The following is a 25,876-nucleotide window of genomic DNA, read 5'->3' on the forward strand; positions in this document are numbered from 1 at the left end:
TACCTGAAGCGCCAGGTGGCACGAATGTCCCGAGAACGCTGAAAGCGTGGCAGTGTATTCGTGTCGCAGGTTTAAACTGAAACGCTAGAAGCTGCGCCAAAGACCAGCCACGTCCAGATCACACCGGCGCGCTGGTTGGCCGGTTGTATCGATGAGGTTCGGGACCTGTGGTACACCTGCAGGCCCGAACTTACCGCTTGATCAACAATGGCGTCGTCCGAAATCACAAAACCGGGTCGGTCCGGCGGACAAGGGCCATGTCTAAGCGACAAAATCATCCGCCCTTGCGGCCGCAGCCGTTTAGACAGTACGCGGATAGCCATGTGTTGATCGCGCGGCGGCAGGTGGTGCAGGACGCCGATGACCAGAATGGAGTCGAACGCGGCGTTGTCTGGCAGAGCGCTTAGTCTGGGCAGACACGCATCAAGCCATCGAACGGATTGCGCGCCGTCACCGCGCATCGCGTGGTTTCGAAAGGCATCGACTGGCTCGATCGCCGTAACTCTGCAACCTCGTTTGGCCAGCCAATACGCCACTGTTCCCGTGCCAGCGCCCACATCCAGAACGCTCGCCCTGGTATCCGGCAAGTAATCCAAAACGGGGCGCAGGACTTCGGTAGGAGAAAGGCCGTCATAGGCCGGGATCAACCGGTGGGCGGCGTGCTCGTACCCAGCTATTACAGTCTGAAAATGCAGGTCGTCTTCAACCACGCGGCATTTTCAAAGTCAGGTTGCGACCCTTCTTTTGATACCGCAACTCACTGTCGCTGATGGCGATGACCTTTCCGCCGTCGATCCGGTCTCCGATCTTGAGCTTTTTGTACCGACCACTCGGAAGCCGGACGAGGGCACGGCGATTTGCGGGTGTGCCATAGACGCCGATCAGGTTCAGCTTGCGCAGGTTCAGAGCATTGTCGATTGTGGCCTGCCGTGCGACCGAGGCCGTTGTCGGGATTTTGGGGGCCACGGATTTCGGCTGGAAGGACCCGGCCTCGTCATTGCTGGACGCGACTGCGGCGGTTGATCCCAGATTTGATCCGCTCGCGCTGGCCGAGGCCACGGCTCGAGCGGGCCGCGGTTTGGGTCGCGGAACGCGGACCACGGCCAAAGCAGTGGGTGTATCGTCGATCTCGGGTTGCACCTGAAGGCTTTCGGGCCGCAACTTGGGCCGTACGACCGCAAGCTCTTCAAGACTGCGCCCGCCCAATTGCGTGCGTTCGAAATTCTCGACCAGATTGCCGGGGCGGGGTCGGGGGCGGAGTTCGGCCAGCCTTTGATTGACCTCATCGACCACGGGTTCTTCTTCGAACCGTACCGGTACTTCAGGCGGGACCTTGGATGGGCGACCCAAATAGACCACGATCCCCTCGGGCGACAGCGCGCCTTCTGGGTTCGGTACGACCAAGCCGCGTTCGTCCAACTCGTATTGTGCGCCTGCGATTGCGGGGCCGGGGATGCGTTCAAAGGCGGCATCCGTGTCGAAGCTGCCTTGATCGGGCAGGGCAATCGCGTCGCTGGACAGATCCGGGTTGTGAATGGATGCGAGGTAGAGGTCATCCTCGGAAATCAATGCCGGGGTAATAGGCGCTTCGGGGGCCTCCACTAGGGCGCCCGCGACCTCTTCGATGTCGCTTTGTGCTTCGGGGTCCTGTGCAATCTGTTCTACAGGCGTCGGCGCGACTTTCAGCGCTTCGAGAATGGCCGCATCTGTCGGGGACAATTCTGGCTGGGCTTCAGGTTCTGGCTGGGCTTCAGGTTCTGGCGTTTCTTCCGCTGCCGGTGCCGCCGCGATTTCGGTTTCAGGCTCTGGATCCGTCTCAGGCGGTGAAGTGTCATGAGTCTGCGGTGCAGACAGTTCGGCCGTATCGTTTTCGGTAGACGTGTCGTTGTCTGGGTCTGCCCCGATCAGAGACCACCCCCAAACACCAACCCCAACACATAGCAGCGCGGCAATCGCAGGAATCGCCCAACGCTGCGTTTTGTTCGATGTGGGAGGTAACGCGATTGCAGGCGGAGCAGGCTCAGGAGAGCGGAACGCCGTGGGCGCCGCGTCATCCGCTATGGCGTGAACCGGTGGTCTTTCTAGCTCGGGCTCGGGCGAAGGCGCAGCGACCTGCGGCTCGCTGGTCACGTCAAATACAGGCTCGCGCGGAAATTCGGCCTCAGTCGTGGCTGCACTATAGGTGACTGGCAGGAACCCGTGCTGCGCCGCAAACGCCTGCGCTTCATCCAGCGTCTCGCGTGCGACGGCGGCAACAAAGGTGGTCGGCCCCTCGGTTGCGCTGTCATAGGACAGGTCGACCAATTCATACGGCGTTGCCTCGGCGACTGCGGCTTGAACCTCGGACGCGATCTGATCATCGCTTTGGCCTTCCGTGGGCAGGGCAAGATACCGCACCTGATCTGCGGGCAGCACCAGTTTGCAGCTCAGGTCGTTTTCCAGTGCAAACGCTTTGTCGTGCAGGGCTTTGATCTGGTCACTCAGATCCGGGGCCGACAAAGGCACTTCGCCAATATCGTACCATTCACCATCCGAATGGTGTTGAAGGGAAATTCCGGTCGCAGAAAAGGTCAGCGCAAAAGCGGGTTTCATAATCCGGAGGAACCACAGTTAACCATATCAACGCAAATACCTTTGTATTCGCAGGGTGATCCTAAAGCAGGAACCCGCCGAGGGAAAGAAAAAGCCGGGACTTCCCCTTGTGCGTGTAGGCCCCTCGGACCCATGTTGAGACAAAGTAAGTTGGAGGGATCACCTTGAAGACATTCGCTTTTCTGGCCGCGATGATGGCCGCAACCACCGCCGGGCTGGCACATGCGGAAGAACGTCGCATCAACGTGGATGCCACCGGAACCGTTCAGGTTGCCCCCGATATGGCGACGATCACCCTGGGTGTGACACATCAAAACCCCGAGGCCTCAGAAGCCATGAAAGCCACCTCGGACGCTGTGGCGCAGGTGCTTGCGCGGTTGGGTGAAATGGGCATTGAAGAGCGGGATTTGCAAACCCGTGACCTGTCTTTGTCGCCCATCTGGTCGAATCGGAATCAGCAAAACGGAGAGCCACCTGAGATCACCGGATTTGTCGCCTCGAACCGGGTGTTCGTGCGGGTGCGCGATCTGACGCAACTGGGTGAGGTCATGGATGCGGTCATTCAGGACGGGGCCAACGATTTCAGCGGGTTGAGCTTTGGCTTGCAAGACCCTGAACCGATTGAGGTTCAGGCCCGTGCAAAAGCCGTGAGCGAAGCAACCGCAAAGGCTGAGCAACTTGCCCAAGCCGCCAATGTCACATTGGGGCCGGTTCAGACGATCTCGGAGCGTGGGGGCGGTGTGCGCCCGATGGCTGAGATGCGAACGATGGCCATGGCCGATACAGGCGGAGTACCTGTGGCTGGCGGCGAGATCTCGGTTTCCGTCAGTGTCTCGATGGAGTTCGAGATTTCAGAATAGGATCACGCACTCGTGCGGGCCATCAGCGGCTTTCGTTGCTGGCCCGTTTGGTCAAAATTTTCCGGGGACAACCAGTCCTCAAACGCATCTCGAATACGTGGCCATTCGCTGTCGAGGATCGAATACCAGGCCGTATCGCGATTGCGGCCCTTGTAGTGGGTCGCTTGGCGGAACGTGCCCTCATAGGTGAAGCCCAACCTTTGGGCCGCACTGCCAGAGGGGGCATTCAGCGCGTCGCATTTCCATTCATAACGGCGATAGCCCAGCTCATCGAACACACGGCGCATCATCAGATACATGACCTCGGTCGATTGCGGCTTGCGCTGAAGCAGGGGCGAGAAGTGGATGTGCCCGACCTCGATCACGCCTGCAGCCGGTTCGATCCTGAGGTATGACGCCATGCCAACGGGTACATCGTTTGCATCCAGAACCGTGTGAAACATCGGGTCGGCGTCCATGCAGTTCGCGCGAGCCCAAGTTTCAAACTCCTGCTCAGAGCCGAACGGCCCATAGGGCAAGTAGGTCCAATTGCGGTGATCGGCATCATTGGCAAACGCCCGGAACAATCCGGGCGCATGCCTGTTCACATCAAGCGGCACGACCGAGCAATACTGGCCCTCCATCGGGGTATAAGGCGGCGTCGGGCGCGGGAATTCGCCCGTGACCGGCCTTCCGATTGGTTGACCAAGTGCGTTGGTGTCGTGCCCGCTCATGGCTTTACGCGCTGGCTTTTGCCAGAGCTTGATCCAGATCGGCGATCAGGTCGTTGGCATCCTCGATCCCGATCGACACACGCACAACGTTGGGGCCCGCGCCTGCGGCCTCTTGCTGTTCGGGGGTCAACTGACGGTGCGTGGTCGAGGCCGAATGGATGATTAGCGAGCGCGCGTCGCCGAGGTTGGCAACGTGGCTGAAGATCTCCAATGCGTTCACCAGTTTGATGCATGCGTCATAGCCACCCTTGACCGCAAAGGTGAATAGCGCACCGGCACCACGCGGATACTGCGCCTTGACCCGGTCGTGATAGGGCGACGAAGGCAGGCCCGCATAGGTCACGTAGTCGACCCGGTCATCCGCCTCGAGCCAGGCGGCGATCTTCTGGGCGTTTTCGACATGGCGCTCCATCCGCAGCGACAGCGTCTCGATCCCCATCAGCGTATAATGTGCCGCTTGCGGGTTCATGGTCATGCCCAGATCGCGCAGGCCGATGGCAATGCCGTGGAAGGTGAAGGCCAGCGGGCCAAAGGTCTCATGGAACTTCAACCCGTGATAGGCCTGCTCGGGCTGGCTGAGTGAAGGGAATTTGTCATTCGCCGACCAGTCGAACTTGCCCGAATCCACGATGCAGCCACCGGTGACGGTGCCATTGCCGGTCAGGTATTTGGTGGTCGAATGCACAACCAGAGTCGCGCCGTGTTCAATCGGGCGGCACAGGTAGGGCGTGGCCGAGGTGTTGTCGACGATCAGCGGAATGCCTGCGCTGTCCGCGACATCGGCCAAAGAGCGGATATCGGTGACATAGCCGCCGGGGTTGGCGATGGATTCACAGAATACCGCGCGGGTGTTTTCGTCGATGGCGGCTTTTACGGCTTCCAGATCATCGGTGTCGACAAACTTGGCCGACCAGCCGAAGCGCTTGATCGTCTGGCTGAACTGCGTGACCGTGCCGCCATACAGACGGGTCGAGGCCACCACGTTGCAACCCGGTCCCATCAGCGGGAACAGTGCCATGATCTGCGCCGCATGCCCCGAGGAACAGCACACGGCGCCAACGCCACCCTCAAGCGTCGCGACACGTTCTTGCAGAACCGCGACGGTCGGGTTGGTCAGGCGCGAATAGATAAAGCCCACTTCCTGCAGGTTAAACAAAGCCGCCGCGTGGTCCGCATCGCGAAAGACATAAGCCGTCGATTGATAGATCGGAGTCTGGCGCGCGCCGGTTGCGGGATCGGGGCGTGCGCCCGCGTGTATCTGCAGAGTGTCGAAACCGTAGGTGGGGCCGTCAGACATCGTGAAAATCTCCTGTTGGAATGTGCGTTGGCGAATCTGTAGGCTATTGCAGGCCCTTGCACAACGATCCTCTGGTTGATCCTATGAGCGATCCTGTCAGCGTAGCCAGAGACCTGTGGCCTTGATCGCCTTGCGGATGGCCTGTTCGCGCCCGGGCAGGGCGTTCTGATCGAACATCTCGCGGATTTTGTTGCCTTTGCCTTGGAAAATCAGCCTCTTCATCGGGTCATAGGCCTTGAGGACTTTCTTGACTTTGTTGGGGGCCGAGACCGTCTCGAGCACTTCGATCACGCGGTCACTCTCACGGGCGTAGAGCAGAGGGAAGAGCCGGTAATGACAACTGACCGATCCATCGAGAAGCCCGTCCGGCAAGGCATCGCGCCCGCCGCCGAAAGAGTGGATCACCAGCGGCAAGGCGGCCTGATCCAGCCAGGGATCAAGGTTCTGGCCGGTGAGTTCGGGAATCTCCTCGTCGCGGATGGTTTTCGCATAGTCCAGAAATCGCTCACCGAATTGGCGCGGGCAGTTGTAGAAGAAATAGCCTGCGTTGAAATACAGAAACCGTTTCCAGTGTTCCTTGGGCTGGCTGTCATCAATCGAGCTGTCGAAATCCAGACCAAAGCGGCGATAGAGGGCGCTCCAGATCCCCTCGAACCCAGGCCCATAGAGGGTGGGTTTCGGCCAAGTCCCGTCGACTTTGAGCGAGGCACCCGGACGGTCGAAATCAAACGGGACCGAGGTCAGATCGCCGGTGATCAGCGTATCGCTGTCGAAGAAGACAAAGGGTTCCCCTTCGGGCAGGGCCTGCAGGGCCTCGATCTTGTTGCCATGCGGATAGCTCTCGCCGAAGACATGGTTGTCGAAGGGCAGGACCTCGGCGTCCAGCTGAGATAGCGCTTTGCGCACATCCTCGTTCTGGAGGCTTGGGTTCTGGCTCCAACGGGGGCCAGGGTTTGGGGTGGCGACATACAGCTTGCCGTCAAAACCGGGGGAACAGTGGCGCAGCGAGGCGGCGAACAGAAGGGCCTCATATTGCAGGCGGTTGTTTTGTCCGATGACGACGATGTTGAATTTCTGCGAAGCCATTCGTGCCTGTTCCTGTCGCCCGTTTTCCTTGGGATTACAGCAAGCCGCAGGGGGCGTCAAAACTGTTGGATTGATTTTCGCGTTCTCCATCCCATCTCATGCAGGAAACTCAAAGCAGGAGGCCGCCATGAGGATCAACGCGGATTTCACCAAACGCGCTGCGGTGCATTTTGCTCAGACCGAGTGGGTACAATCGCCTGCGGCAGGGGTCGAGCGCAAGATGCTGGACCGGATCGGTGAGGAAGTCGCCCGCGCCACCACGATCGTCCGATTTGCCCCTGGCAGTGCCTTCGCGGCTCATACCCATGATGGTGGGGAAGAGTTTCTGGTTCTGGATGGCGTTTTTCAGGACGAAACCGGGAATTTTCCGGTGGGCAGCTATGTTCGCAACCCTCCGACCTCGTCCCATACCCCTTCGGCGGCCGACGGGGCCACCATTCTGGTCAAGCTGCATCAATTCGATCCCTCCGACCGGACGGAGGTCAAACGCTCGATCAACGGTCAGGGCGATCTGCGCCTGTTCAAGGATGAGCATGAGGATGTGCGCATCGTGCAATGGGCCGCCGGAGAGTCTATTGATCTGAGCGCAGAAGGTGGGCTTGAGGTGTTTGTCATCACCGGCAACTTTGATGAAGGCGGTGAATCATTCGCCGCGTGGGACTGGTTACGCCTGCCGCCCGGATCGCAGTCAAAGGCCGTTGCGGGGCCGGATGGTGCGCGGGTTTGGATGAAATCCGGGCATTTGACGGGCATGATCTGACCTGAACCCGCATCAATTTTGGGCAAAATCACGGAAATCCGGGTCAAAAGCCCGGTTTTTTCATTTTTTGACCGAATGATAAAATTTACCAATTGATAAAAAATCAGATTGTGGCAAGCTGAGCCTCACAACAAACATATCTACAGGGAGTAGAGTGATGGCACAGGGCCAGATGGCACCCGGGATTGTCCCAGGGCGGCTTTCCAGCGATGAGCTGACCTCGAATTTCACCGATTTGCATCCGCCTTTGGCCCCGCATGAGGCCGCCGTGGCGGCAGATCGTTGTTATTTTTGCTATGACGCGCCGTGTGTGACGGCCTGTCCGACGGATATCGATATTCCGTTGTTCATTCGCCAGATCCAGGCCGGTCAGCCGCAAGCAGCCGGTCGCACGATTCTCGAGCAAAACATTCTGGGTGGCATGTGCGCCCGCGTTTGTCCGACCGAGACTTTGTGCGAGGAAGCTTGCGTTCGCGAAGCCGCCGAAGGCAAACCGGTCGAGATCGGTCGCTTGCAGCGCTATTCGACTGACGCCGTTATGGTAGCGGGCGATCACCCCTTCGAACGCGCTGCGCCTACCGGCAAAACGGTTGCCGTGATTGGGGCAGGGCCTGCTGGTCTTGCCTGTGCGCATCGGCTGGCGATGTTGGGGCATGACGTGGTGATTCACGAGTGCAAGCCGAAACCCGGCGGTCTGAACGAATACGGGATCGCTGCCTACAAATCGACCAATGACTTCGCTCAGGCCGAAGTGGATTGGCTTCTGAAGATTGGTGGCATTGCAATCGAGACGGGCTCGGTTCTGGGCGATACGATTTCGCTGGACGGGTTGGTCGAGAACTATGATGCCGTGTTCCTGTCGATCGGTCTGGCGGGTGTAAATGCGCTGCGTGCGCAAGGCACCGAAAAGGACGGTGTGCGGGCTGCTGTGGATTTCATTTCGGATGTGCGTCAGGCCGAAGATCTGGCTCACTTGCCGGTCGGGCGGAATGTGGTCGTGATCGGTGGAGGTATGACGGCGGTGGATGCTGCCGTGAAGTCAAAACTGCTGGGCGCTGAGCATGTTACGATTGCCTATCGCCGAGGGCGCGATGCGATGGGTGCTAGCCGGTATGAACAGGACCTCGCCGCCTCGCACGGGGTGCGGATTCTGACGAATGTGCAGCCGGTTGCCGTTTACGGCAATGGATCGGCGGTCGATATCGAACTGGAATACACCACCACTCGGGACGGCAGGCTAGAAGGGACGGGCGAGATGATCCGGCTTCCGGCTGATCAGGTCCTCAAGGCCATCGGTCAAACGCTTGAAGGCGCGCCCGAAGGTCTGGCGCTGGACGGTAACAAGATCGCTGTCACCGGGGCAGGGCGAACCTCTCTGGACGGTGTCTGGGCGGGTGGCGACTGCGCCGCAGGTGGCGAGGATCTGACCGTGACGGCCGTGGCCGAGGGCCGGGACGCTGCGATGGACATCCACGCAACGCTCGTTTCGTGATAAGATGGGGTATTCACCCCATTTTTATTGCTGCTGAGGTATCGTCATGTCCCAGATCGAACAAGCTGTTGCCCAACACTACACAACCGGTGCCCTGACCGAACGCGTCCGTGCGGCGCTTGAGGCCAGTGGTATTGACCCGGATGCAGCCACCGTTGCCGACCTCAAGACCGGGGACGAGTTTCATACGGGTGGTGTGAAGGCGACCGACAACTTGTTCGCGCAGCTCTCGCCGACCCACGCAACGCGTGTGCTGGATGTTGGCTGCGGTATCGGCGGGACATCGCGCTATATCGTGGATCGGTATGACTCGACGGTCACTGGGGTCGACCTGACGCCTGAGTTTGTCGAAACGGCCAAGACGCTCAGCGATCTTGTCGGACATTCCGACAAGTCGGAGTTTCTGGTCGGCAGCGCCCTCGATATGCCGGTTCCCGATGCTGGGTTCGATTTGGCCGTGATGTTCCATGTTGGCATGAACATCGAAGACAAAGCGGGATTGTTCGCCGAGGTCTCTCGGGCCTTGGCGACGGGCGGTACTTTTGCCTTGTTCGACGTGATGGGCGGTGAGGCGTCTGAGCCGCTTGCGTTTCCTCTGCCATGGTCCACCGTGGCCGAGACGTCCTTCGTCCACGCGCCCAATGTCTACCACGATGCCGCAAGTGCTGCGGGCCTGGAACTGAAGACTGAGACGGACCGTACCGAGTTCGCACTTGCGTTCTTCGAGGAAGCCTTTGCACGCATGGCCGAAAGCGGCCCGCCTGCGTTGGGCATCCACCTGATGATGGGCGAGACGGCACCCGAGAAGTTCCAAAACTACGTAACGAACCTAAAGGCCGGGCGCATTCGCCCGACTGAAATGATATTCAAAAAAACCGGCTGAGCCGGGAAGGGAGAAGCCATGGCCGATCTGACGACAAACTTTCTGGGCATTTCCAGCCCCAACCCCTATTGGCTGGCCTCTGCGCCGCCGACGGACAAGGAATACAACGTCCGCCGCGCGTTCGAGGCCGGATGGGGTGGTGTTGTGTGGAAAACACTGGGGGCCGAGGGCCCTCCTGTCGTGAATGTGAACGGGCCGCGCTATGGCGCGATCTATGGTGCTGATCGGCGGCTGCTGGGTCTCAACAACATCGAGTTGATCACCGACCGCCCGCTAGAGGTGAACCTTGAGGAAATGGCGCGGGTCAAGGCGGACTATCCGGATCGCGCGCTGATCGCCTCGATCATGGTGCCCTGCGAGGAGGACGCGTGGAAAGCCATCCTGCCGCGCGTCGCCGAGACAGGCGCCGATGGGATCGAACTGAACTTCGGCTGTCCGCATGGCATGAGTGAGCGGGGCATGGGATCTGCCGTGGGGCAGGTGCCGGAATATATCGAGATGGTGACCCGTTGGTGCAAGAAATACTATGACCGCCCGGTCATCGTGAAGCTGACGCCCAATATCACCGATATCCGCAAACCTGCGGCGGCGGCGCGGAATGGTGGTGCAGATGCGGTGTCCTTGATCAACACGATCAACTCGATCACCAGCGTCAATCTGGATACGTTCAGCCCCGAGCCCTCGATTGATGGCAAAGGCAGCCATGGCGGCTATTGTGGCCCGGCGGTCAAGCCGATTGCCCTGTCGATGGTGTCTGAAATCGCGCGGGCCGAGGCCACGCATGGTATGCCCATCTCCGGCATTGGGGGCGTGACCACTTGGCGTGACGCGGCCGAATTTATCTCGCTTGGCTGCGGCAATGTGCAAGTGTGTACCGCTGCGATGACCTACGGCTTCAAGATCATTGATGAACTGACGGCGGGTCTGTCCGAATGGATGGACGAGAAAGGCTATACCAGCGTCGATCAGGTCATTGGTCGGGCGGTGCCGAATGTCACCGACTGGCAGTATCTGAACCTGAACTATGTTGCCAAGGCCAAGATTGATCAGGACCAGTGCATCAAATGCGGCCGGTGCTATGCGGCTTGTGAGGATACCAGCCATCAGGCGATCTCAATGTCTGATGACCGTGTATTCGAGGTGATGGATGATGAATGTGTTGCCTGTAACCTCTGCGTCGATGTCTGTCCGATCGAAGGTTGCATCACGATGGAGCCGATGGCAGCAGGTGAGGTTGATCCGCGTACAGGCAAGACCGTGCAGCCGGACTATGCCAACTGGACCTCGCATCCGAACAATCCGATGGCGAAAGCTGCGGAGTAAGGGAAACACTCATCCCTAAAACACCGGTTCGGTTCTACACTGCCGCTGACAGACAGGATCAAAGGAGAATGTCATGCCAGCGGCACCACCGGGCCGGAACAAGGGCGGCAACAAGGTCACCAAGCTTGACCGTGACACGTCCAAAAAGAACGTTGCCCTGTCCAAGGCCAAGCAACGTGACGCGATGGCCGCCAAGTATTTTCTTCAGCATCAGAAGCAGATCAAACGTGACGTGGACAGCCTTGAAAAGCTGAAACGCTCTCTCGAAGAGATGATGGCGAAGTTGAAGGAAGAGCGTCAGCTGGACCAACGGTTCCTTGGGCAGGTGGCCAAAAAGGTCAAGGCGCTGCAGAATTTTGACGCCTTCGTGAAGGCCTCGGCCAAGGATCACATGGCTGGGGTGCAGCAGCCGAAAATGTACACCGCGATCGTCAAGGATGCCGGAAAGGTGCCCAAGATCAACACCGTCAAAACCATGGGCGACCTTACCATCCTGATCGCCATGGTGATCGTGCTTTTGCGTCGAATTCTGGCGTTAAAGCCCGCGAAATAACGGTTACAGCGTCAGAAGGCGCGTGAACACCTGATCAAGATAGATTTTCGCGTCGGGGTAGGGATCGGCGTCATCCTCACCCAGAACGGCGCGGATCTGGACGTCGAAATCCGCGTAGTGCTGGGTCAAAGACCAGATCGAGAAGATCAGGTGATAGGGGTTCACTTCGGCGATATGCCCCTCGGCCATCCAGCGGCGGATCAGGGCCGAGGTTTCATCGACCAGCGCTTTCAGATCGGTGGACAGCACGTCATAGATATGCGGAGCGCCGCGAATGATTTCATTGGCAAACAGACGGCTTTCACGCGGGTAATCGCGGCTCATTTCCAGCTTGCGATGGATATATCCCAACAGCTCGGACAAGGGGTCGCCATCGGGATCGATCGCGCGCATCGGGTCCAGCCACGTGTCCAGAAGACGCTCGAGCAGGGCGGCATAAATCGCGTCTTTGCTGCGGTAGTAATAGAGTAGGTTTGGTTTGCTTAGCCCGGCAGCCGACGCAATCTGATCCACGGTGGCCCCGCGAAACCCGTGGGTCGAAAAGACCTCGAGCGCGGCTTCCAGAATCGCAGCGCGATTTTTCTTTTGTATTCTGGTGGGTGCGCGGTCTTTCGGCATGTGTCCAACGTGTCTGTTTTCGCGCCATTTCATAGGGGATTTTGCTGAAAACTCCAGCGATGGCGCGCAATTTCTTGACTGATGTCGAACCCGTGATAGCGTGAGTTTGACCAGATGGTCAAATCAAGACACCAAAAGCGAGCCAATCGCAAGCAACAGGGAAGAAGACTATGGCAGCTCCGGCGCAGAATCTCAGGATCAATGGCGACAGGTTGTGGGACAGCCTGATGGAGATGGCCAAGATCGGCCCCGGCGTTGCGGGCGGCAACAACCGCCAGACGCTGACCGATGAAGACGCCGAAGGGCGCGCGCTGTTCCAAAGCTGGTGTGAGGACGCAGGCTGTTCCATGGGCTTGGATCAGATGGGCAACATGTTCGCGCGGCGAGAGGGCACGGACCCGGAGGCGCTGCCGGTTTATGTTGGCTCGCATCTGGATACACAGCCGACCGGCGGGAAATACGACGGGGTTCTAGGGGTGCTTGGCGGTTTGGAGATCATCCGCACGCTGAACGATCTGGGCATCAAGACCAAACATCCGATCGTGGCGACCAACTGGACCAATGAAGAGGGCACACGCTATGCCCCCGCGATGCTGTCCTCGGGCGTGTTTGCCGGGATGCACACGCAGGATTGGGCCTATGACCGCGAGGATGCCGAGGGCAAAAAATTCGGCGATGAATTGCAGCGTATCGGCTGGCGCGGCGAGGAAGAGGTCGGCGCGCGCAAAATGCATGCCTTCTTTGAGCTGCATATCGAACAAGGGCCGATACTGGAGGCCGAGAGTAAGGACATCGGCGTCGTCACCCACGGTCAGGGGCTAAGTTGGACCCAGATTACGGTGACCGGCAAGGATGCCCATACCGGCTCGACCCCGATGCCGATGCGCAAGAATGCGGGTCTGGCGATGGCGCGTATTCTTGAAAAAGTGGATGAGATTGCGTGGTCACATGCGCCGCATGCGGTTGGGGCAGCGGGGCATATTGATGTGTATCCGAACTCACGCAATGTGATTCCGGGCAAGGTGGTGTTCACGGTCGATTTCCGCTCGCCCGAATTGGATGTGATCACTGATATGGAAAACCGCCTGCGTGTGGCGGCTGAGGATATCGTGAACGAAATGGGCCTGCAGATTGAATTCGAAAAGGTCGGTGGATTCGATCCGGTCAAATTCGATGAGGGTTGTGTGGCCGCCGTGCGCGACGCGGCAGAGCGGCTGGGGTATTCCCATACGGACATCATCTCGGGGGCCGGGCATGATGCCTGCTGGATCAACCGGGTCGCGCCGACCGCGATGGTGATGTGCCCTTGCGTAGATGGCCTGAGCCACAACGAGGCTGAAGAGATCAGCAAGGATTGGGCGGTTGCCGGGGCGGATGTTTTGCTGCATGCGGTCGTTGAGACGGCGGAGATCGTGGAATAGGGGGCGCTGCCCCCGTCGCCCAAAGGGCGACTGCCCCGGGATATTTTTAGCCAGGTGAAGCAAGCGGCGCAGACCGCAACAGGGAGTTTGAAATGAGTACTGTCATCAAGAACGGGACCATCGTAACCGCTGATCTGACCTATAAGGCGGACGTGAAAGTTGAGGGCGGCGTGATCACCGAGATTGGGCCGGACTTGCGCGGCGACAAGGAGTTGGACGCCTCTGGGTGCTACGTGATGCCCGGTGGGATCGACCCGCACACGCATCTCGAGATGCCGTTTATGGGGACCTATTCCAGCGACGATTTCGAAAGCGGCACACGCGCAGCTTTGGCCGGTGGTACCACGATGGTGGTTGATTTCGCGCTGCCCAATCCGGGCGAGAGCTTGCTGGACGCGCTCAAGCGTTGGGACAACAAATCAACGCGGGCGAATTGTGACTACTCGTTCCACATGGCGGTGACCTGGTGGGGTGAACAGGTGTTTGATGACATCAAGACTGTCATCGAGACGCGCGGCATCAACACTTTCAAGCATTTCATGGCCTATAAAGGCGCTTTGATGGTGAACGACGATGAGTTGTTTGCCTCGTTTAAGCGCCTGGCAGAGTTGGGCGGCACCGCGATGGTTCATGCTGAGAACGGTGACGTTGTGGCCGAACTGAGCGCCAAGCTGCTGGCCGAGGGCAATACCGGCCCTGAGGCACACGCCTATTCCCGTCCGCCGCAGGTCGAAGGTGAAGCGACGAACCGCGCGATCATGATTGCGGACATGGCGGGCGTGCCTTTGTACGTGGTGCACACCTCCTGCGAAGAAGCACATGAGGCCATTCGGCGCGCCAAGATGCAAGGCAAGCGGGTGTGGGGAGAACCTTTGATCCAGCACCTGACCTTGGATGAGAGCGAGTATTTCCACCACGATTGGGAACATGCGGCGCGGCGGGTCATGAGCCCTCCGTTCCGGAACAAGCAGCATCAGGATAGCCTATGGAACGGTCTGCAATCGGGCACGTTGAGCGTGGTTGCTACGGACCATTGCGCCTTTACGACCGAGCAGAAACGCTATGGAGTGGGTGATTTCACCAAGATCCCGAACGGGACCGGAGGGTTAGAGGATCGGATGCCAATGCTCTGGACCTATGGGGTGAATACAGGGCGTTTGACGCCGAATGAGTTCGTAGCCGTTACTTCAACAAACATCGCCAAAATATTGAATTGCTACCCGAAAAAGGGTGCAGTTTTGGTTGGCGCTGATGCTGATCTGGTGGTGTGGGATCCGGACAAGGCCAAGGTGATTTCAGCTGAGACACAGCAGTCTTCGATCGACTACAACGTGTTCGAGGGTAAAGAAGTGCGCGGGTTGCCGCGGTTCACACTGACCCGCGGTGCAGTTGCCGTGCATGATGGTGAGATCCAGACACAGGAAGGGCACGGGAAATTCGTGGCGCGTGAGGCCAACACCCATGTGAATAAGGCGCTGAGCACCTGGAAAGAACTGACCGCCCCGCGCCCGGTGGAGCGGACGGGTATTCCGGCGACAGGTGTCTGACGCATTCGGGCCGCTCTATGGGCGGCCCGCAATCAAATTTTTCAAGGCTATGGAATGAACACTGACTCTACGACCCAGCCTGTGATCGAGGCAAGGCAGCTGGATCTCACCTTCCAGACGAATGACGGCCCGGTTCACGCGCTGAAAGATGTGAACCTGACGATCGACAAAGGCGACTTTGTCAGCTTTATCGGCCCTTCGGGCTGCGGCAAGACCACCTTTCTGCGCTGCATCGCGGCTTTGGAGACCCCGACTGGCGGCACTCTGACCGTCAACGGCATGACCCCGGATGAGGCGCGGCGCAAGCGGGCCTATGGGTATGTGTTTCAAGCGGCGGGTCTGTATCCGTGGCGGACCATCTCCAAGAACATCAAGCTGCCGCTTGAGATCATGGGCTATTCCGCATCCGAGCAGGAAGAGCGCGTGAACAAAGTTCTCGAACTCGTTGATCTTGCTGGATTTGGTGGGAAATTCCCTTGGCAGCTGTCGGGCGGTATGCAGCAGCGGGCCAGTATCGCGCGGGCTTTGGCTTTTGACGCGGATATCCTGCTGATGGATGAGCCGTTTGGCGCGTTGGACGAGATCGTGCGCGATCACCTAAACGAGCAGCTTCTGGCGCTCTGGGCGCGCACTGAGAAGACGATTGGCTTCGTGACGCACTCGATCCCTGAGGCCGTGTATCTCAGCACCAAGATCGTGGTGATGAGCCCTCGGCCCGGGCGGATTACGGATGTGATTGACAGCCCTCTACCCAAGGAGCGGCCCTTGGATATCCGCGACACGCCTGAGTTCATAGAGGTTGCACACCGGGTGCGGGACGGCCTGCGGGCGGGGCATTCCTATGATGACTGATGGGGCCTCGGATATGATCAGGCGCGCCACGTTGCAGGACGTGCCTGCCTGTGCCCAAGTGATCCATGATTGGGCCTTCCAGACGGAGTGGATGCTGGAAGAGCTGCCTGTTGAACAACTGACAGCCTTGATTGAAGAGGCGTTCGATCATCGTGAAATCTGGGTCGCCGGCAACCCGGTCGATTGCTACATGTCCGTGGACCCGAATGAGCAGAAGATCGGTGCGCTTTATTGCAGACGGATCGGGCAAGGCATTGGCAAGCGCTTTGTCGACAAGGCCAAAGAGGGTCGCGCGTTTCTTTGGCTGACGACACACACACCGAACACGGCGGCGCAACGGTTCTATCAACGCGAAGGGTTCGAGGTAACAAGCAAAGAGCCGCCCGTGCCCCCGGATACCGTGCCGGTCTACCGGATGGAGTGGCACGCATGAAGCAGGTCTTATCGGTCCTGACCGTGCTGTTGGCCATTGCGGTCCTTTGGTATCTGGCCGTTGCACCAATGAATGTTCGTGTCTCGCTCGATCAGGCGGAACGGGCAGGGGAAACCGTGACGCCCGATACGTCGAGGGATCGTCAGCAGGTCTCGGTCTGGGTTCTGATGGTGCAGAACCCGTCGCATATCGCAGGTGGCTATGAGCTGGACCGGCCGCGCCTGCCGACGCCCGTTCAAGTCGGGCAGGAGCTTTGGAAAACCACCGGCGAAATGGTGATGAGGGGCCGGGCGATGTCGAAACGCTCGTTGATCTATCACGGGTGGATCACGCTGCAATCCACGCTCTGGGGATTTGTGCTGGGTACGGCGGTTGGCATCCTGGGGGCCGTGGCCATCGTCTATTCCCGTGTTGTGGATATGAGCCTGATGCCATGGGCTATCATCAGCCAAACCGTGCCGATCGTGGCGCTGGCTCCGATGATCATCGTCCTGAGTTCTCAGTTGGGGATCGAAGGGCGTGGGGTGCCCAAGGCGATTATCTCGGCTTACCTATGCTATTTTCCTGTGCTGGTCGGGATGGTTAAAGGGCTGCGCTCGCCGGCCGTTTCGCAGCTGGATTTGCTTCAGACCTACAACGCGACCGGTTTGCAGGCGTTCCTGAAACTGCGCCTGCCATCTTCGGTGCCCTACCTGTTCACCTCGCTGAAGGTTGGAATCGCGGCGGCCTTGGTTGGGACAATTGTGGGCGAGCTGCCGACCGGAGCAATTTCGGGCCTCGGCGCGCGCATTTTGATCGGCGATCAATTCGGCACGCCTTTGGCCATTTGGGCGGCCTTGTTCGCGGCGGCCATTCTGGCGGGTATTCTGGTGACTTTGCTGGATATTCTGCAGCGAGTGACCCTGAAACGCATGGGGATGAGCGCATGAGCTGGTTGATCTTTTCCCTCATCTTCTGGGCTGGTGCCTGGTGGCTGAACGCGTGGCTGGCACGGTCGATCTACCGGGACTCCAAGGGCGTGCGCGTCTTTGTGCCCGTGCTCTTTGGTGTCACGCTGCTGATCCTGTGGGAGGGGCTGGTGCAAGGGCTGGGCGTCTCGCCTGTGATCCTGCCGCCGCCTTCGATGGTGGCGCAGACCTTTGTGAACTCAACCGATATTCTGTGGCAGGACTTCAAACAGACCGTGTTCAAAGGGGCATTCACCGGGTCTGCAATCGGTGCCTCTGCTGCGTTTCTCACGGCCGTTCTGATCGACCGGTCCGTCTTTCTGACCCGAGGGTTGCTGCCTATTGGCAACTTCGTGGCCGCGCTGCCGATCGTCGGAATCGCGCCGATTCTGGTCAGCTGGTTCGGGTTCGACTGGCACTCCAAGGCGGCCGTAGTTGTGGTGATGGTGTTCTTCCCGATCCTTGTGAATACAGTGCAAGGTCTGCGTGAGGCGGACGCGATGCAGCGCGACCTGATGCGGACCTATGCGGCCAGCTACACGCAAACGCTGATCAAGCTGCGCCTGCCTGCGGCCATGCCGTTCATATTCAATGGCCTCAAGATTGCCACCACATTGGCGCTGATCGGCGCGATTGTGGCTGAGTATTTCGGCTCCCCCACACGCGGCATGGGCTTTAGAATCTCAACGGGGGTGGGCAGCCTGTCGATCGACCTCGTCTGGGCCGAAATCGCAGTGGCGGCAGTCGCTGGAACAGTGTTCTATGCTTTGGTGGCAGGGCTCGAAAAAATGGTAACCTTTTGGCACCCCTCACAACGCAGATAACAAGACCAACCAGACCCCGAAAACGGGGCACAATTCGTAACAAGGAGAAGATGAAGATGAAAAAGCTACTCAGCGGGGCGGTTGCCGCCTTTAGCCTGGCCGCCAGTGCATCACTGGCCGCCGATGAGGTGACGTTGCAGCTCAAATGGGTCACGCAGGCGCAGTTTGCAGGCTACTACGTCGCGAAAGACAAGGGGTTCTACGAGGAAGAAGATCTGGACGTCACCATCCTGCCGGGCGGTCCCGATATCGCGCCCACTCAGGTGATCGCGGGTGGCGGTGCGGATGTGACCGTCGAATGGATGCCGGCCGCATTGGCTGCGCGCGAAAAAGGCTTGCCACTGGTCAATATCGCTCAGCCCTTCAAAAGCTCTGGCATGATGCTGACCTGCTGGAAAGACGCAGGGATTTCTTCACCCGAGGATCTGAAGAACCGCACCCTCGGCGTTTGGTTTTTCGGCAACGAATTCCCGTTTATGAGCTGGATGAGCCAGCTGGGCATCGACACAGGTGGAAAGGCTGAAAACGGTGTTGAAGTGCTGAAGCAGGGTTTCAACGTTGATCCTTTGCTGCAGCGTCAAGCCGATTGCATCAGCACTATGACCTACAATGAATACTGGCAGGTCATTGATGCAGGCGTGAATCCGGATGAGTTGGTGACCTTCAAGTACGAGGATCAGGGCGTTGCGACGCTGGAAGATGGTCTTTACGTGCTGGAAGAAAATCTGAGCGATGAGGCCTTTGTTGAGAAAATGCAGCGCTTTGTGCGGGCCTCGATGAAGGGCTGGAAGTATGCCGAAGAGAACCCGGATGAGGCCGCTCTGATCGTTCTCGACAATGACGCCACCGGGGCGCAGACCGAAGAGCATCAGAAACGCATGATGGGCGAGATTGCTAAACTGACCGCAGGATCGAACGGGGCGCTGGACCCGGCTGATTTTGAGCGGACGGTGAGTACACTGCTTGCAGGTGGGTCCGATCCGGTCATCACCGCGAAGCCGGAAGGGGCATGGACCCATAAGGTGACCGACGCGGCGCTGAACTAAACCAGTCAGACATTTCTGACGCAAAGACGCGGTTCCAAAACGGGGCCGCGTTTTCTATTCTGACTGTCGGTTTCGTGTATGTACTCTTGGTGAATCTATAGTAGTATTTCCCTGTAAACTAACGCAAATCATCCACTTAGTAGCGTTCAAAAAGGATAAAATGCAAGAATTTGCAGAAGAATTCAATCGCGCCCTCTCTCTCATCCTCAATGGGGATGCAGAGCTATGGGCGATTGTCTTCCTGTCTCTGAAAGTATCCGTGTTCGCGGTGCTGATCTCGGCGCTGATTGGGATGCCCGTTGGGGCGGCGCTTGCCGTGTCGCGCTTTCCCGGTCGCCGAGCGTTGATCGTGCTGATGAATGCTCTGATGGGGTTCCCGCCCGTGGTGGTCGGCCTTCTGGTTTATCTGATGCTGTCCCGTTCGGGACCTTTGGGAGTGTTGGAACTGCTCTATACGCCCACCGCCATGATCATCGCGCAGGTGGTTTTGGTCACGCCCATCGTCGCCGCGCTGACCCGGCAAGTGGTCGAGATGCTGGCTGAGGAATATTCAGAACAACTCCGTTCACTTGGAGTGTCGCGTTTGGCCTCGGTTCCGGTGTTGTTGTGGGATGCGCGCTTGGCTTTGATCACCGCGCTTCTGGCCGGGTTCGGACGTGCCATTGCCGAAGTCGGCGCCGTGATCATCGTTGGCGGCAACATCAATCACGTAACGCGGGTCATGACGACGACAATTGCGCTCGAGACCTCGAAAGGGAATCTGGCTTTGGCGCTGGCGCTGGGGGCGATCCTGATCGGTATCGCGGTGGCTGTGAACGCCATGGTCAGCGCTGCCAGCCTCCGCGCCGAACGAGATGGGTTGCGCCATGCGTGATCTGACCTTCGAGATGACACAGTCCCTGCAGGTCCGCGATCTGGTCATCCGACGCAACGGACAGGTCTTGTTGGATGTGGCCGATCTGACGCTGGACGGACCTGGTCCAACACTGTTGCTGGGTCCGAACGGGGCGGGCAAAAGCCTGCTCTTGCGGTGTCTGCATGGGTTGATCTCACCAGATCAGGGGCGGGTTGTTCAGGATGGCACTCCGCTGAATGCCTCTCATACAGCGCGGCAGGCGATGGTGTTCCAGCAGCCCGTTCTTCTGCGCCGATCGGTGTCCGCCAATCTGGATTTCGCGCTAAAACGGCAGGGGCTCGCGCGTCGCGCGCGCAAACTTCGGATTGCCGAGCTGTTGGCCGAAGGGGGCCTTGAGTGTAAAGCCCGCCAGTCCGCGCGGTCTTTGTCGGGTGGGGAGGCGCAACGGCTGGCGATCCTACGGGCCTTAGCCATGACCCCCGAGACCCTATTTCTGGACGAGCCGACCAGCGCACTGGACCCAAGCGCTGTACAGATGATTGAGTGCATGATCCTGCGGGCCTCAGCGCGTGGTGTGCGGATCGTCATGGTGACACATGATATCGGACAGGCGCGACGGTTGGCTGCGGATATAGTCATGATGCAGGGCGGGCGTGTGGTGGAACACGGACCGGCCAAACAGGTTCTGGATGCCCCAGAAAGCGACGCATCACGTCGCTATCTCTCGGGTGCATTGGTTACATAACAAAAACATTGGAGCATGTGATGAGACGGGCAATTTTGCGCGCAGCGGCGCTTGGGCTTGGGATGATGACCGGCATAGCCACAGCAGAAGAGCCATTTATCGTGGTGCAATCCACCACCTCGACCCAGAATTCGGGGTTGCTGGACTATCTGTTGCCGGGCTTTGAGGCGGAAAGTGGCATTGATGTCCGCGTCGTGGCCGTTGGCACCGGTCAGGCCATTCGCAATGCGTTGAATGGCGACGGGGATGTGCTGCTGGTCCACTCCAAACCTGCGGAAGAGAAGTTCGTTGCGGATGGTTGGGGCGTTGAGCGTTTGGATCTGATGTATAATGACTTTGTTCTGGTCGGGCCAAAATCGGACCCGGCGGGCGTCAAAGGTGGGGCGGATATCCTCTCCGCGCTGTCTGCGATCGAGGCGGCAGAGGCCGTATTCGCCTCACGCGGGGATGACAGTGGAACGCATAAGGCCGAGATGAGCCACTGGGCGGATGCCGGTTTGGACCCGACCACCGCATCGGGTGAATGGTATCGCGAGACCGGTTCCGGCATGGGGGCCACGCTGAACATCGCCAGCGGCATGGGGGCTTATGCGCTGACCGACCGGGCGACTTGGCTGTCCTTTGGCAACCGAGGCGATCTGGAGATTTTGGTCGAGGGCGATCCGCGATTGTTCAACCAATATGGTGTGATCCTGGTGAATCCCGAGCGGCATCCGAAAACGCGCGCCAATGCCGGGCAGAGGTTCATTGATTGGCTGACTGGGCCGGACGGGCAGGCGGCGATTGCTGACTTCAGGCTAGAAGGGCAGCAGGTGTTTTTCCCAAATGCGCAGTAAGTTGGTCCGCGTTGAGCGTATTCTTGAAAAGAGGGCGTGTTAACCGCTGGCGCCGTTGTGGTGGACCTGGCCCAAGCCGGTCAGGTCATACCCGCCAAATTCAGAGGCACGGGTGCCGAACTGATCCGTGCGTATGAAGCGCAATAGTTTCTGCATCGGCTCGTCGAAATAAGCCCGCCGCCAGATCGCCAGATCCAGCCGTTCCGAGTGGGTCGGGACGAAGCGCAGGTTGTAAAGGCTGGCCAATGCGCCCAGACCAAAACCGGCCTCGGCCTTGTTGTCGTGCAGAGTGATGGCCAGCTCTTCCTCAGTTCGGGCGCAGGTGGGCAGGGCGGTCAAGTCGTCTCGGGTCAGGCCATGGGTTGTGAGTTCGGTATCAAACAAGCGTTGGCTGGCGGCGCTGTTTTGGCGCAGGACGACGCGGCGGCCTCTGAGGTCGGCAAAACCCGCAATGTCCGAGGCCTCGGGAGACAGCAAAAGCCCGCGTTGTCGCTGCGCAATCTCGATCAGAACCACAGGGGCCTCACCCAAAGTATCGCGCAGAGATTTGATGTTGAAGCCGCCATCCTCATGGATATGCAGCGCCGCTGCCTGCGCGCTGCGACTACCAAGGCGACTGAGCCCGTCGAATGAGCCATCGTAGTAGGTCGCGAGGCCAGATCCGCTCTCCCGCAGTGCCCAGTCCAGCAGTGGGTCATGGCTGCCGGCAACGATTGGGGGCAGGAGCGGTTCGGCCACCTGCGGACCAGAACGGGACGCGTTGAGCCATGCAATCACCTCGGAGCGGGGAAACAGCAGCTTGCCCATGGCGCGGACGCAAGGCACCTCGCCCGAGGAAGCGAGATCATAGGCTTTCCGCTCGCCGATCCGCAACAGGTCGGCCAGCTCTTTCGTCGTCAGGTATTCGGACATTCAGTCGAGGCGCACAGCAGGGCCAGAGGTCGCCTGTTCCGCGCTGAAGCCGATTTGGTTCAGTGCAAAGGGGGCGGCAACAGTGATGACGACCATTGCAGTTGCGGCGGCAAGAAAGGCTTTCATCTTTTCCTCCGATTCAGTTCGGATCAACCGTTGCGCGGCGCAGAAATGCGATCAGGTCGTCCCGGTCCTGTTCTTGCGTGATCCGCTGCATCGGCATCTTTGATCCTGGAATGTAGTGATCCGGCCCCTCATCGAAAAGGGCATTTATAGTCTCGTCATTCCAAATGATATCAGAGTCTTGCAGCGTTTCCGAGTAGAAATAACCGGGCAGAGTTCCGGCTTGCCGTCCGAACACTTCATAAAGCGTCGGACCTGCACGGCGTTGCCCGTCAGGTGTCAGGCTGTGACAGATCGAGCATTTTCGGGCGAATTGCCGTTCGCCGTTGCTCATCTGGTCGGGGTCTTTCAAAAAGCTGGGCTCAGGCGCAGCCATCTGCTCCTGATCCCGCAGTGCGGCGACGGGCCAGCTATACATGGCCTCATCAATTCCGCCCGCATGGATGTTCTGACCGTCAGCCGAGAACGCCAGCGCCCAGACCGGCCCCCGCAGCGTGGCGCGAAAATCTTGGGCAATACGCCAGTCCACCGTGTCGATCACCATGATGTAGCCTTCACCATCCCCAACAGCCAGCAGGCTGCGATCGGGGCTGAGGGCCAGCGCCAGAATGGGGCGTCGGTCCAGCGTGAAGTCCCTTTCTTCATCCGTGCTAAGGTCGCGGATACGGGTCCCGCCGTCCACAGCGCCATAGGCGATCCAGCCGTCTTGCTCGTTCAACGCTAGCTCATTGATACCGAAGCCATGTTCGACCACGCGCCGGGTTTCCTGACCGCTGGCCACGTCCCATTCGCGTAAGCTGCCGTCCATGCCCGCTGAGAACAGCCGGGTTCCATCCTGTGAAAACACCACCGCGTTCACACCGCCACCAGTCGGGCCCAGCATTTGTGGCGCTGAGCCGTCCACCGGCCACAACCCTATCGTGCCGTCCCAACTGGCTGTTGCCAAATGGGTTTTTGAGGCTGCAAGGCCCACGATTTTACCCTTGTGCTTGCCCACGACCTCTCCGCCCGGCCAGCGGCGCAGAGTGAAGTCGTCTCCGGCGGAGTAGATGGCGGTTCCGTTGAAAACCACGGAGTTGACGGCGGCTTCATGGCCCTCCAACCATTCGGGCATTTGATCCGACCACAGGCCAACCGAGTTGTCGAAACTGGCCGTGGCGATCCGCCCGTCAGGTGCGGTTGCGATGCCCATGATTGGCCCGCCATGGCCTTTGAGCGTAAAGAACTCGGACCATGCGGGCAGGGGGATCAGGGCCAGCGCGACGGCAAGCCAGCGCATCTATTCAGCGGGAGAGGCCGCTGCTTTGCCCGCCTCTTTTTCCTGCACCTCTTCCAGCCAGAGCGAGTGATGCTCTCGCGCCCACTGCTCTTCAACCTCGCCGGTGCCCATGGCGTCGAACGCGCCCTCCATGCCCACCGAGCCGAGGTAAATATGGGCGATGATGATGGCGATGAAGACATAGGCCACCATGACGTGCCAGACTTGGGCGTATTGCATCTCTTCCTGCGGGGACATCTGGACGGGAAGGTTTAAGCCAAATGCCTGCGGAATGCCCGTGGAATTGGCGATCGAGAAAGTCTTGGCGAACATCGGCAGCTCGAACGGGAACAGCAGCGACAGGCCGGACAGGCTGATTGAGATACCCAGCAGGATACAGGCCCAGAAGATGATTTTCTGGCCCGCGTTGAATTTCTTGGCGGGCGGGTGGCTGCCTTTGGTGAACAATCCCCCTCCGGCGGCCAGCCATTTCAGGTCGGTTTTGTTGGGAATGTTATGGGCGATCCAGTTCACGGTGACGATGATCAAGCCCAGCATGAAGGCCCAAGCGAGGTTGTTGTGCAGCCATTTACAGCCCTGCGCGATGGTCGCGAAGCCTTCCTTGCCGAAGATCGGGATCAGGAAGTCGCGGCCATAAAGCGTCAGCAGACCAGTGATCCCAAGGATCAGGAACGATCCGGCAAACAGCCAGTGCCCGAACCGTTCGAAACTGTTGAAGCGTAGAACCGTGCGGCCCGTCTTTTCGCCATCAATGCGGATTTTCCCGCGGATCAGGAAGAACAGCAGAATGACGGCTGCCATTCCAGCAATGATGTAGCTGCCGTATTCACGCAGTGGACCCGTTCGGAAGTTCCACCACCACATGCCGCCATCCTGAATCAGGACACCAGCTGCAGGCCCTTGAGACGACACCGTTGTATCTGCCGAACCGAAACGAATAGCCCGATACACGTCGCTATCCGAGGCAACGCCGCTTGTTCCGAATTGGCCCAGCAGCCCCTCGACATTTCCCTGACCGGTGTTTTCCGAGCGGTAGGCGTTGTCCACTTTCTCGCCCCGCTGTCGCGCCAGAATATCTTCGAGCGTCGTGGCACCGCCAGTCGAGACGCGCGCGTCCTCGGCAAGGGCCTCGGTCGCGGTGCTTTGGGCAAGGGCGAACTGAGTCAGCCCAAGGGTGAACAGAAGGGCGAAGAGTAGACGGAACATCTGAACCTCGGTCAAAATGCCAAATGCAGGTGACCCACCTTGGCGGGTCACCTGTTTCTTATGTAGACGAATTAGCCGTCTTTCTGATCGTAGGCGGTGCCCCAACCCCACGCGCCCGAGCCAAACCCGCGTGCGACGACACGCTCGCGGTAGATGGCCGAGACGACGTCGCCGTCACCGGCGAGCAGGGCCTTGGTGGAGCACATCTCGGCGCAGATGGGCAGTTTGCCCTCGGCGATCCGGTTGCGACCATATTTGGCGAACTCTGCGGTCGAGTGCGTTTCTTCGGGGCCGCCGGCGCAGAAGGTACATTTGTCCATCTTGCCGCGCGATCCGAAGTTGCCCGCCTGCGGATATTGCGGCGCGCCGAAGGGGCACGCGTAGAAGCAATAGCCGCAGCCAATGCACAGGTCCTTGGAGTGCAGGACGACGCCTTCTTCGTTCTGATAGAAGCAGTCGACCGGGCACACCGCCATGCAAGGCGCATCAGAACAATGCATACAGGCCACCGAGATCGAGCGTTCGCCCGGGTTGCCGTCATTGATCGTTACCACCCTGCGGCGGTTGATGCCCCATGGCACCTCGTGTTCGTTCTTACACGCGGTGACACAGGCGTTGCACTCGATACAGCGTTCAGCGTCGCAGAGAAATTTTGCTCTTGCTGCCATTTTT

27 protein-coding genes are annotated in these 25,876 nt (G+C 59.2%); 16 read left to right on the plus strand and 11 right to left on the minus strand.

Features of this window, described 5'->3' with window-relative positions:
- Window positions 1-71: 71 nt before the first annotated feature.
- Both ACR0B5_RS07655 and ACR0B5_RS07660 read right to left on the minus strand, forming a co-directional pair.
- The gene (locus tag ACR0B5_RS07655) at window positions 72-710 is read right to left on the minus strand and encodes a class I SAM-dependent methyltransferase (RefSeq protein ID WP_480539649.1); all 639 of its coding nucleotides are present in this window, start codon (window positions 708-710) and stop codon (window positions 72-74) included.
- On the minus strand, window positions 703-2,592 hold the full coding sequence (locus ACR0B5_RS07660) for a hypothetical protein (protein ID WP_480539651.1): 1,890 nt from the start codon (window positions 2,590-2,592) through the stop codon (window positions 703-705). Before ACR0B5_RS07660 ends, ACR0B5_RS07655 begins: the two co-directional genes overlap by 8 nt.
- A 164-nt stretch (window positions 2,593-2,756) precedes the next feature.
- Here ACR0B5_RS07660 and ACR0B5_RS07665 point away from each other — a divergent pair, with 164 nt between their 5' ends.
- Window positions 2,757-3,452, plus strand: coding sequence for an SIMPL domain-containing protein (locus ACR0B5_RS07665; protein WP_480539653.1), 696 nt, complete (start codon window positions 2,757-2,759; stop codon window positions 3,450-3,452).
- A 2-nt stretch (window positions 3,453-3,454) separates the two neighbouring features.
- Here ACR0B5_RS07665 and ACR0B5_RS07670 read toward each other — a convergent pair whose 3' ends face one another.
- From ACR0B5_RS07670 to ACR0B5_RS07680, 3 genes are all read right to left on the minus strand, one after another.
- Entirely contained in the window at window positions 3,455-4,165 is a 711-nt protein-coding gene (locus tag ACR0B5_RS07670) for a GNAT family N-acetyltransferase (RefSeq protein ID WP_480539655.1), read from the minus strand.
- Window positions 4,166-4,169: 4 nt separating this feature from the next.
- Entirely contained in the window at window positions 4,170-5,462 is a 1,293-nt protein-coding gene (locus tag ACR0B5_RS07675; RefSeq protein WP_480539657.1) for an O-acetylhomoserine aminocarboxypropyltransferase/cysteine synthase family protein, read from the minus strand.
- A 96-nt stretch (window positions 5,463-5,558) separates the two neighbouring features.
- Window positions 5,559-6,548: a hypothetical protein gene (locus tag ACR0B5_RS07680; RefSeq protein ID WP_480539659.1), complete on the minus strand. Its 990-nt coding sequence runs from the start codon at window positions 6,546-6,548 to the stop codon at window positions 5,559-5,561.
- Window positions 6,549-6,675: 127 nt separating this feature from the next.
- Between ACR0B5_RS07680 and ACR0B5_RS07685 the strand changes: the two genes are divergently transcribed.
- The 5 genes from ACR0B5_RS07685 (at window position 6,676) to ACR0B5_RS07705 (ending at window position 11,559) form a co-directional block, all read left to right on the plus strand.
- Window positions 6,676-7,308 (plus strand): cupin domain-containing protein, encoded by a 633-nt coding sequence (locus ACR0B5_RS07685; RefSeq protein WP_480539661.1) that lies wholly within the window; start codon window positions 6,676-6,678, stop codon window positions 7,306-7,308.
- Window positions 7,309-7,465: 157 nt separating this feature from the next.
- Entirely contained in the window at window positions 7,466-8,800 is a 1,335-nt protein-coding gene (locus tag ACR0B5_RS07690; protein ID WP_480539663.1) for an NAD(P)-dependent oxidoreductase, read from the plus strand.
- Between the two features lie 46 nt (window positions 8,801-8,846).
- On the plus strand, window positions 8,847-9,683 hold the full coding sequence (locus tag ACR0B5_RS07695) for a class I SAM-dependent methyltransferase (protein ID WP_480539665.1): 837 nt from the start codon (window positions 8,847-8,849) through the stop codon (window positions 9,681-9,683).
- 18 nt (window positions 9,684-9,701) lie between these two features.
- Window positions 9,702-11,006: an NAD-dependent dihydropyrimidine dehydrogenase subunit PreA gene (preA, locus tag ACR0B5_RS07700; protein ID WP_480539666.1), complete on the plus strand. Its 1,305-nt coding sequence runs from the start codon at window positions 9,702-9,704 to the stop codon at window positions 11,004-11,006.
- A gap of 73 nt (window positions 11,007-11,079) precedes the next feature.
- A complete protein-coding gene (locus ACR0B5_RS07705; protein ID WP_419739789.1) occupies window positions 11,080-11,559 on the plus strand; it encodes a hypothetical protein in 480 nt (159 codons plus the stop codon).
- A 3-nt stretch (window positions 11,560-11,562) separates the two neighbouring features.
- Here the strand turns inward: ACR0B5_RS07705 and ACR0B5_RS07710 are convergent, their stop codons facing one another.
- A complete protein-coding gene (locus tag ACR0B5_RS07710) occupies window positions 11,563-12,177 on the minus strand; it encodes a TetR family transcriptional regulator C-terminal domain-containing protein (protein WP_480539669.1) in 615 nt (204 codons plus the stop codon).
- A 170-nt stretch (window positions 12,178-12,347) separates the two neighbouring features.
- On the opposite strand from ACR0B5_RS07710, the gene ACR0B5_RS07715 reads away from it, so the two are divergent.
- From ACR0B5_RS07715 to ACR0B5_RS07760, 10 genes are all read left to right on the plus strand, one after another.
- Window positions 12,348-13,598: a Zn-dependent hydrolase gene (locus ACR0B5_RS07715; protein ID WP_480539671.1), complete on the plus strand. Its 1,251-nt coding sequence runs from the start codon at window positions 12,348-12,350 to the stop codon at window positions 13,596-13,598.
- A 92-nt stretch (window positions 13,599-13,690) separates the two neighbouring features.
- Window positions 13,691-15,145 carry a dihydropyrimidinase gene (gene hydA / locus ACR0B5_RS07720; RefSeq protein WP_170665305.1) on the plus strand — a complete coding sequence of 485 codons (1,455 nt, stop codon included), beginning with the start codon at window positions 13,691-13,693 and terminating at the stop codon, window positions 15,143-15,145.
- 54 nt (window positions 15,146-15,199) lie between these two features.
- A complete protein-coding gene (locus ACR0B5_RS07725) occupies window positions 15,200-15,997 on the plus strand; it encodes an ABC transporter ATP-binding protein (protein WP_170376555.1) in 798 nt (265 codons plus the stop codon).
- Window positions 15,987-16,430: an N-acetyltransferase family protein gene (locus tag ACR0B5_RS07730; RefSeq protein ID WP_480539674.1), complete on the plus strand. Its 444-nt coding sequence runs from the start codon at window positions 15,987-15,989 to the stop codon at window positions 16,428-16,430. The genes ACR0B5_RS07725 and ACR0B5_RS07730 overlap by 11 nt, the downstream gene beginning before the upstream one ends.
- The gene (locus ACR0B5_RS07735; RefSeq protein ID WP_480539675.1) at window positions 16,427-17,359 is read left to right on the plus strand and encodes an ABC transporter permease; all 933 of its coding nucleotides are present in this window, start codon (window positions 16,427-16,429) and stop codon (window positions 17,357-17,359) included. Before ACR0B5_RS07730 ends, ACR0B5_RS07735 begins: the two co-directional genes overlap by 4 nt.
- Complete coding sequence (locus ACR0B5_RS07740) at window positions 17,356-18,201, plus strand: ABC transporter permease (protein ID WP_480539676.1); 846 nt, start codon at window positions 17,356-17,358, stop codon at window positions 18,199-18,201. The genes ACR0B5_RS07735 and ACR0B5_RS07740 overlap by 4 nt, the downstream gene beginning before the upstream one ends.
- A 56-nt stretch (window positions 18,202-18,257) precedes the next feature.
- Window positions 18,258-19,247 (plus strand): ABC transporter substrate-binding protein, encoded by a 990-nt coding sequence (locus ACR0B5_RS07745; RefSeq protein ID WP_480539678.1) that lies wholly within the window; start codon window positions 18,258-18,260, stop codon window positions 19,245-19,247.
- Window positions 19,248-19,407: 160 nt separating this feature from the next.
- Window positions 19,408-20,121 (plus strand): ABC transporter permease, encoded by a 714-nt coding sequence (locus tag ACR0B5_RS07750; RefSeq protein WP_480539680.1) that lies wholly within the window; start codon window positions 19,408-19,410, stop codon window positions 20,119-20,121.
- A complete protein-coding gene (locus tag ACR0B5_RS07755; protein ID WP_480539682.1) occupies window positions 20,114-20,848 on the plus strand; it encodes an ATP-binding cassette domain-containing protein in 735 nt (244 codons plus the stop codon). Before ACR0B5_RS07750 ends, ACR0B5_RS07755 begins: the two co-directional genes overlap by 8 nt.
- Window positions 20,849-20,868: 20 nt before the next feature.
- Complete coding sequence (locus ACR0B5_RS07760; protein WP_480539684.1) at window positions 20,869-21,684, plus strand: ABC transporter substrate-binding protein; 816 nt, start codon at window positions 20,869-20,871, stop codon at window positions 21,682-21,684.
- 39 nt (window positions 21,685-21,723) lie between these two features.
- On the opposite strand, the gene ACR0B5_RS07765 is transcribed toward ACR0B5_RS07760, so the two are convergent.
- The 5 genes from ACR0B5_RS07765 to fdh3B all read right to left on the minus strand — a co-directional run bounded on the left by ACR0B5_RS07765 (window position 21,724) and on the right by fdh3B (window position 25,872).
- On the minus strand, window positions 21,724-22,596 hold the full coding sequence (locus tag ACR0B5_RS07765) for a substrate-binding domain-containing protein (RefSeq protein WP_480539686.1): 873 nt from the start codon (window positions 22,594-22,596) through the stop codon (window positions 21,724-21,726).
- On the minus strand, window positions 22,597-22,722 hold the full coding sequence (locus tag ACR0B5_RS07770; protein ID WP_256439764.1) for a hypothetical protein: 126 nt from the start codon (window positions 22,720-22,722) through the stop codon (window positions 22,597-22,599). It lies immediately after the preceding gene.
- A 13-nt stretch (window positions 22,723-22,735) separates the two neighbouring features.
- Window positions 22,736-23,998, minus strand: coding sequence for a c-type cytochrome (locus tag ACR0B5_RS07775; RefSeq protein ID WP_480539688.1), 1,263 nt, complete (start codon window positions 23,996-23,998; stop codon window positions 22,736-22,738).
- Window positions 23,999-25,204, minus strand: a complete 1,206-nt coding sequence (locus tag ACR0B5_RS07780; protein WP_480539690.1) for a formate dehydrogenase subunit gamma — start codon at window positions 25,202-25,204, stop codon at window positions 23,999-24,001.
- A gap of 71 nt (window positions 25,205-25,275) precedes the next feature.
- Window positions 25,276-25,872, minus strand: coding sequence for a formate dehydrogenase FDH3 subunit beta (gene fdh3B, locus ACR0B5_RS07785; protein ID WP_170376582.1), 597 nt, complete (start codon window positions 25,870-25,872; stop codon window positions 25,276-25,278).
- Between the last annotated feature and the right edge of the window lie 4 nt (window positions 25,873-25,876).

It is taken from the genome of Ruegeria sp. AG1, from assembly GCF_056541705.1.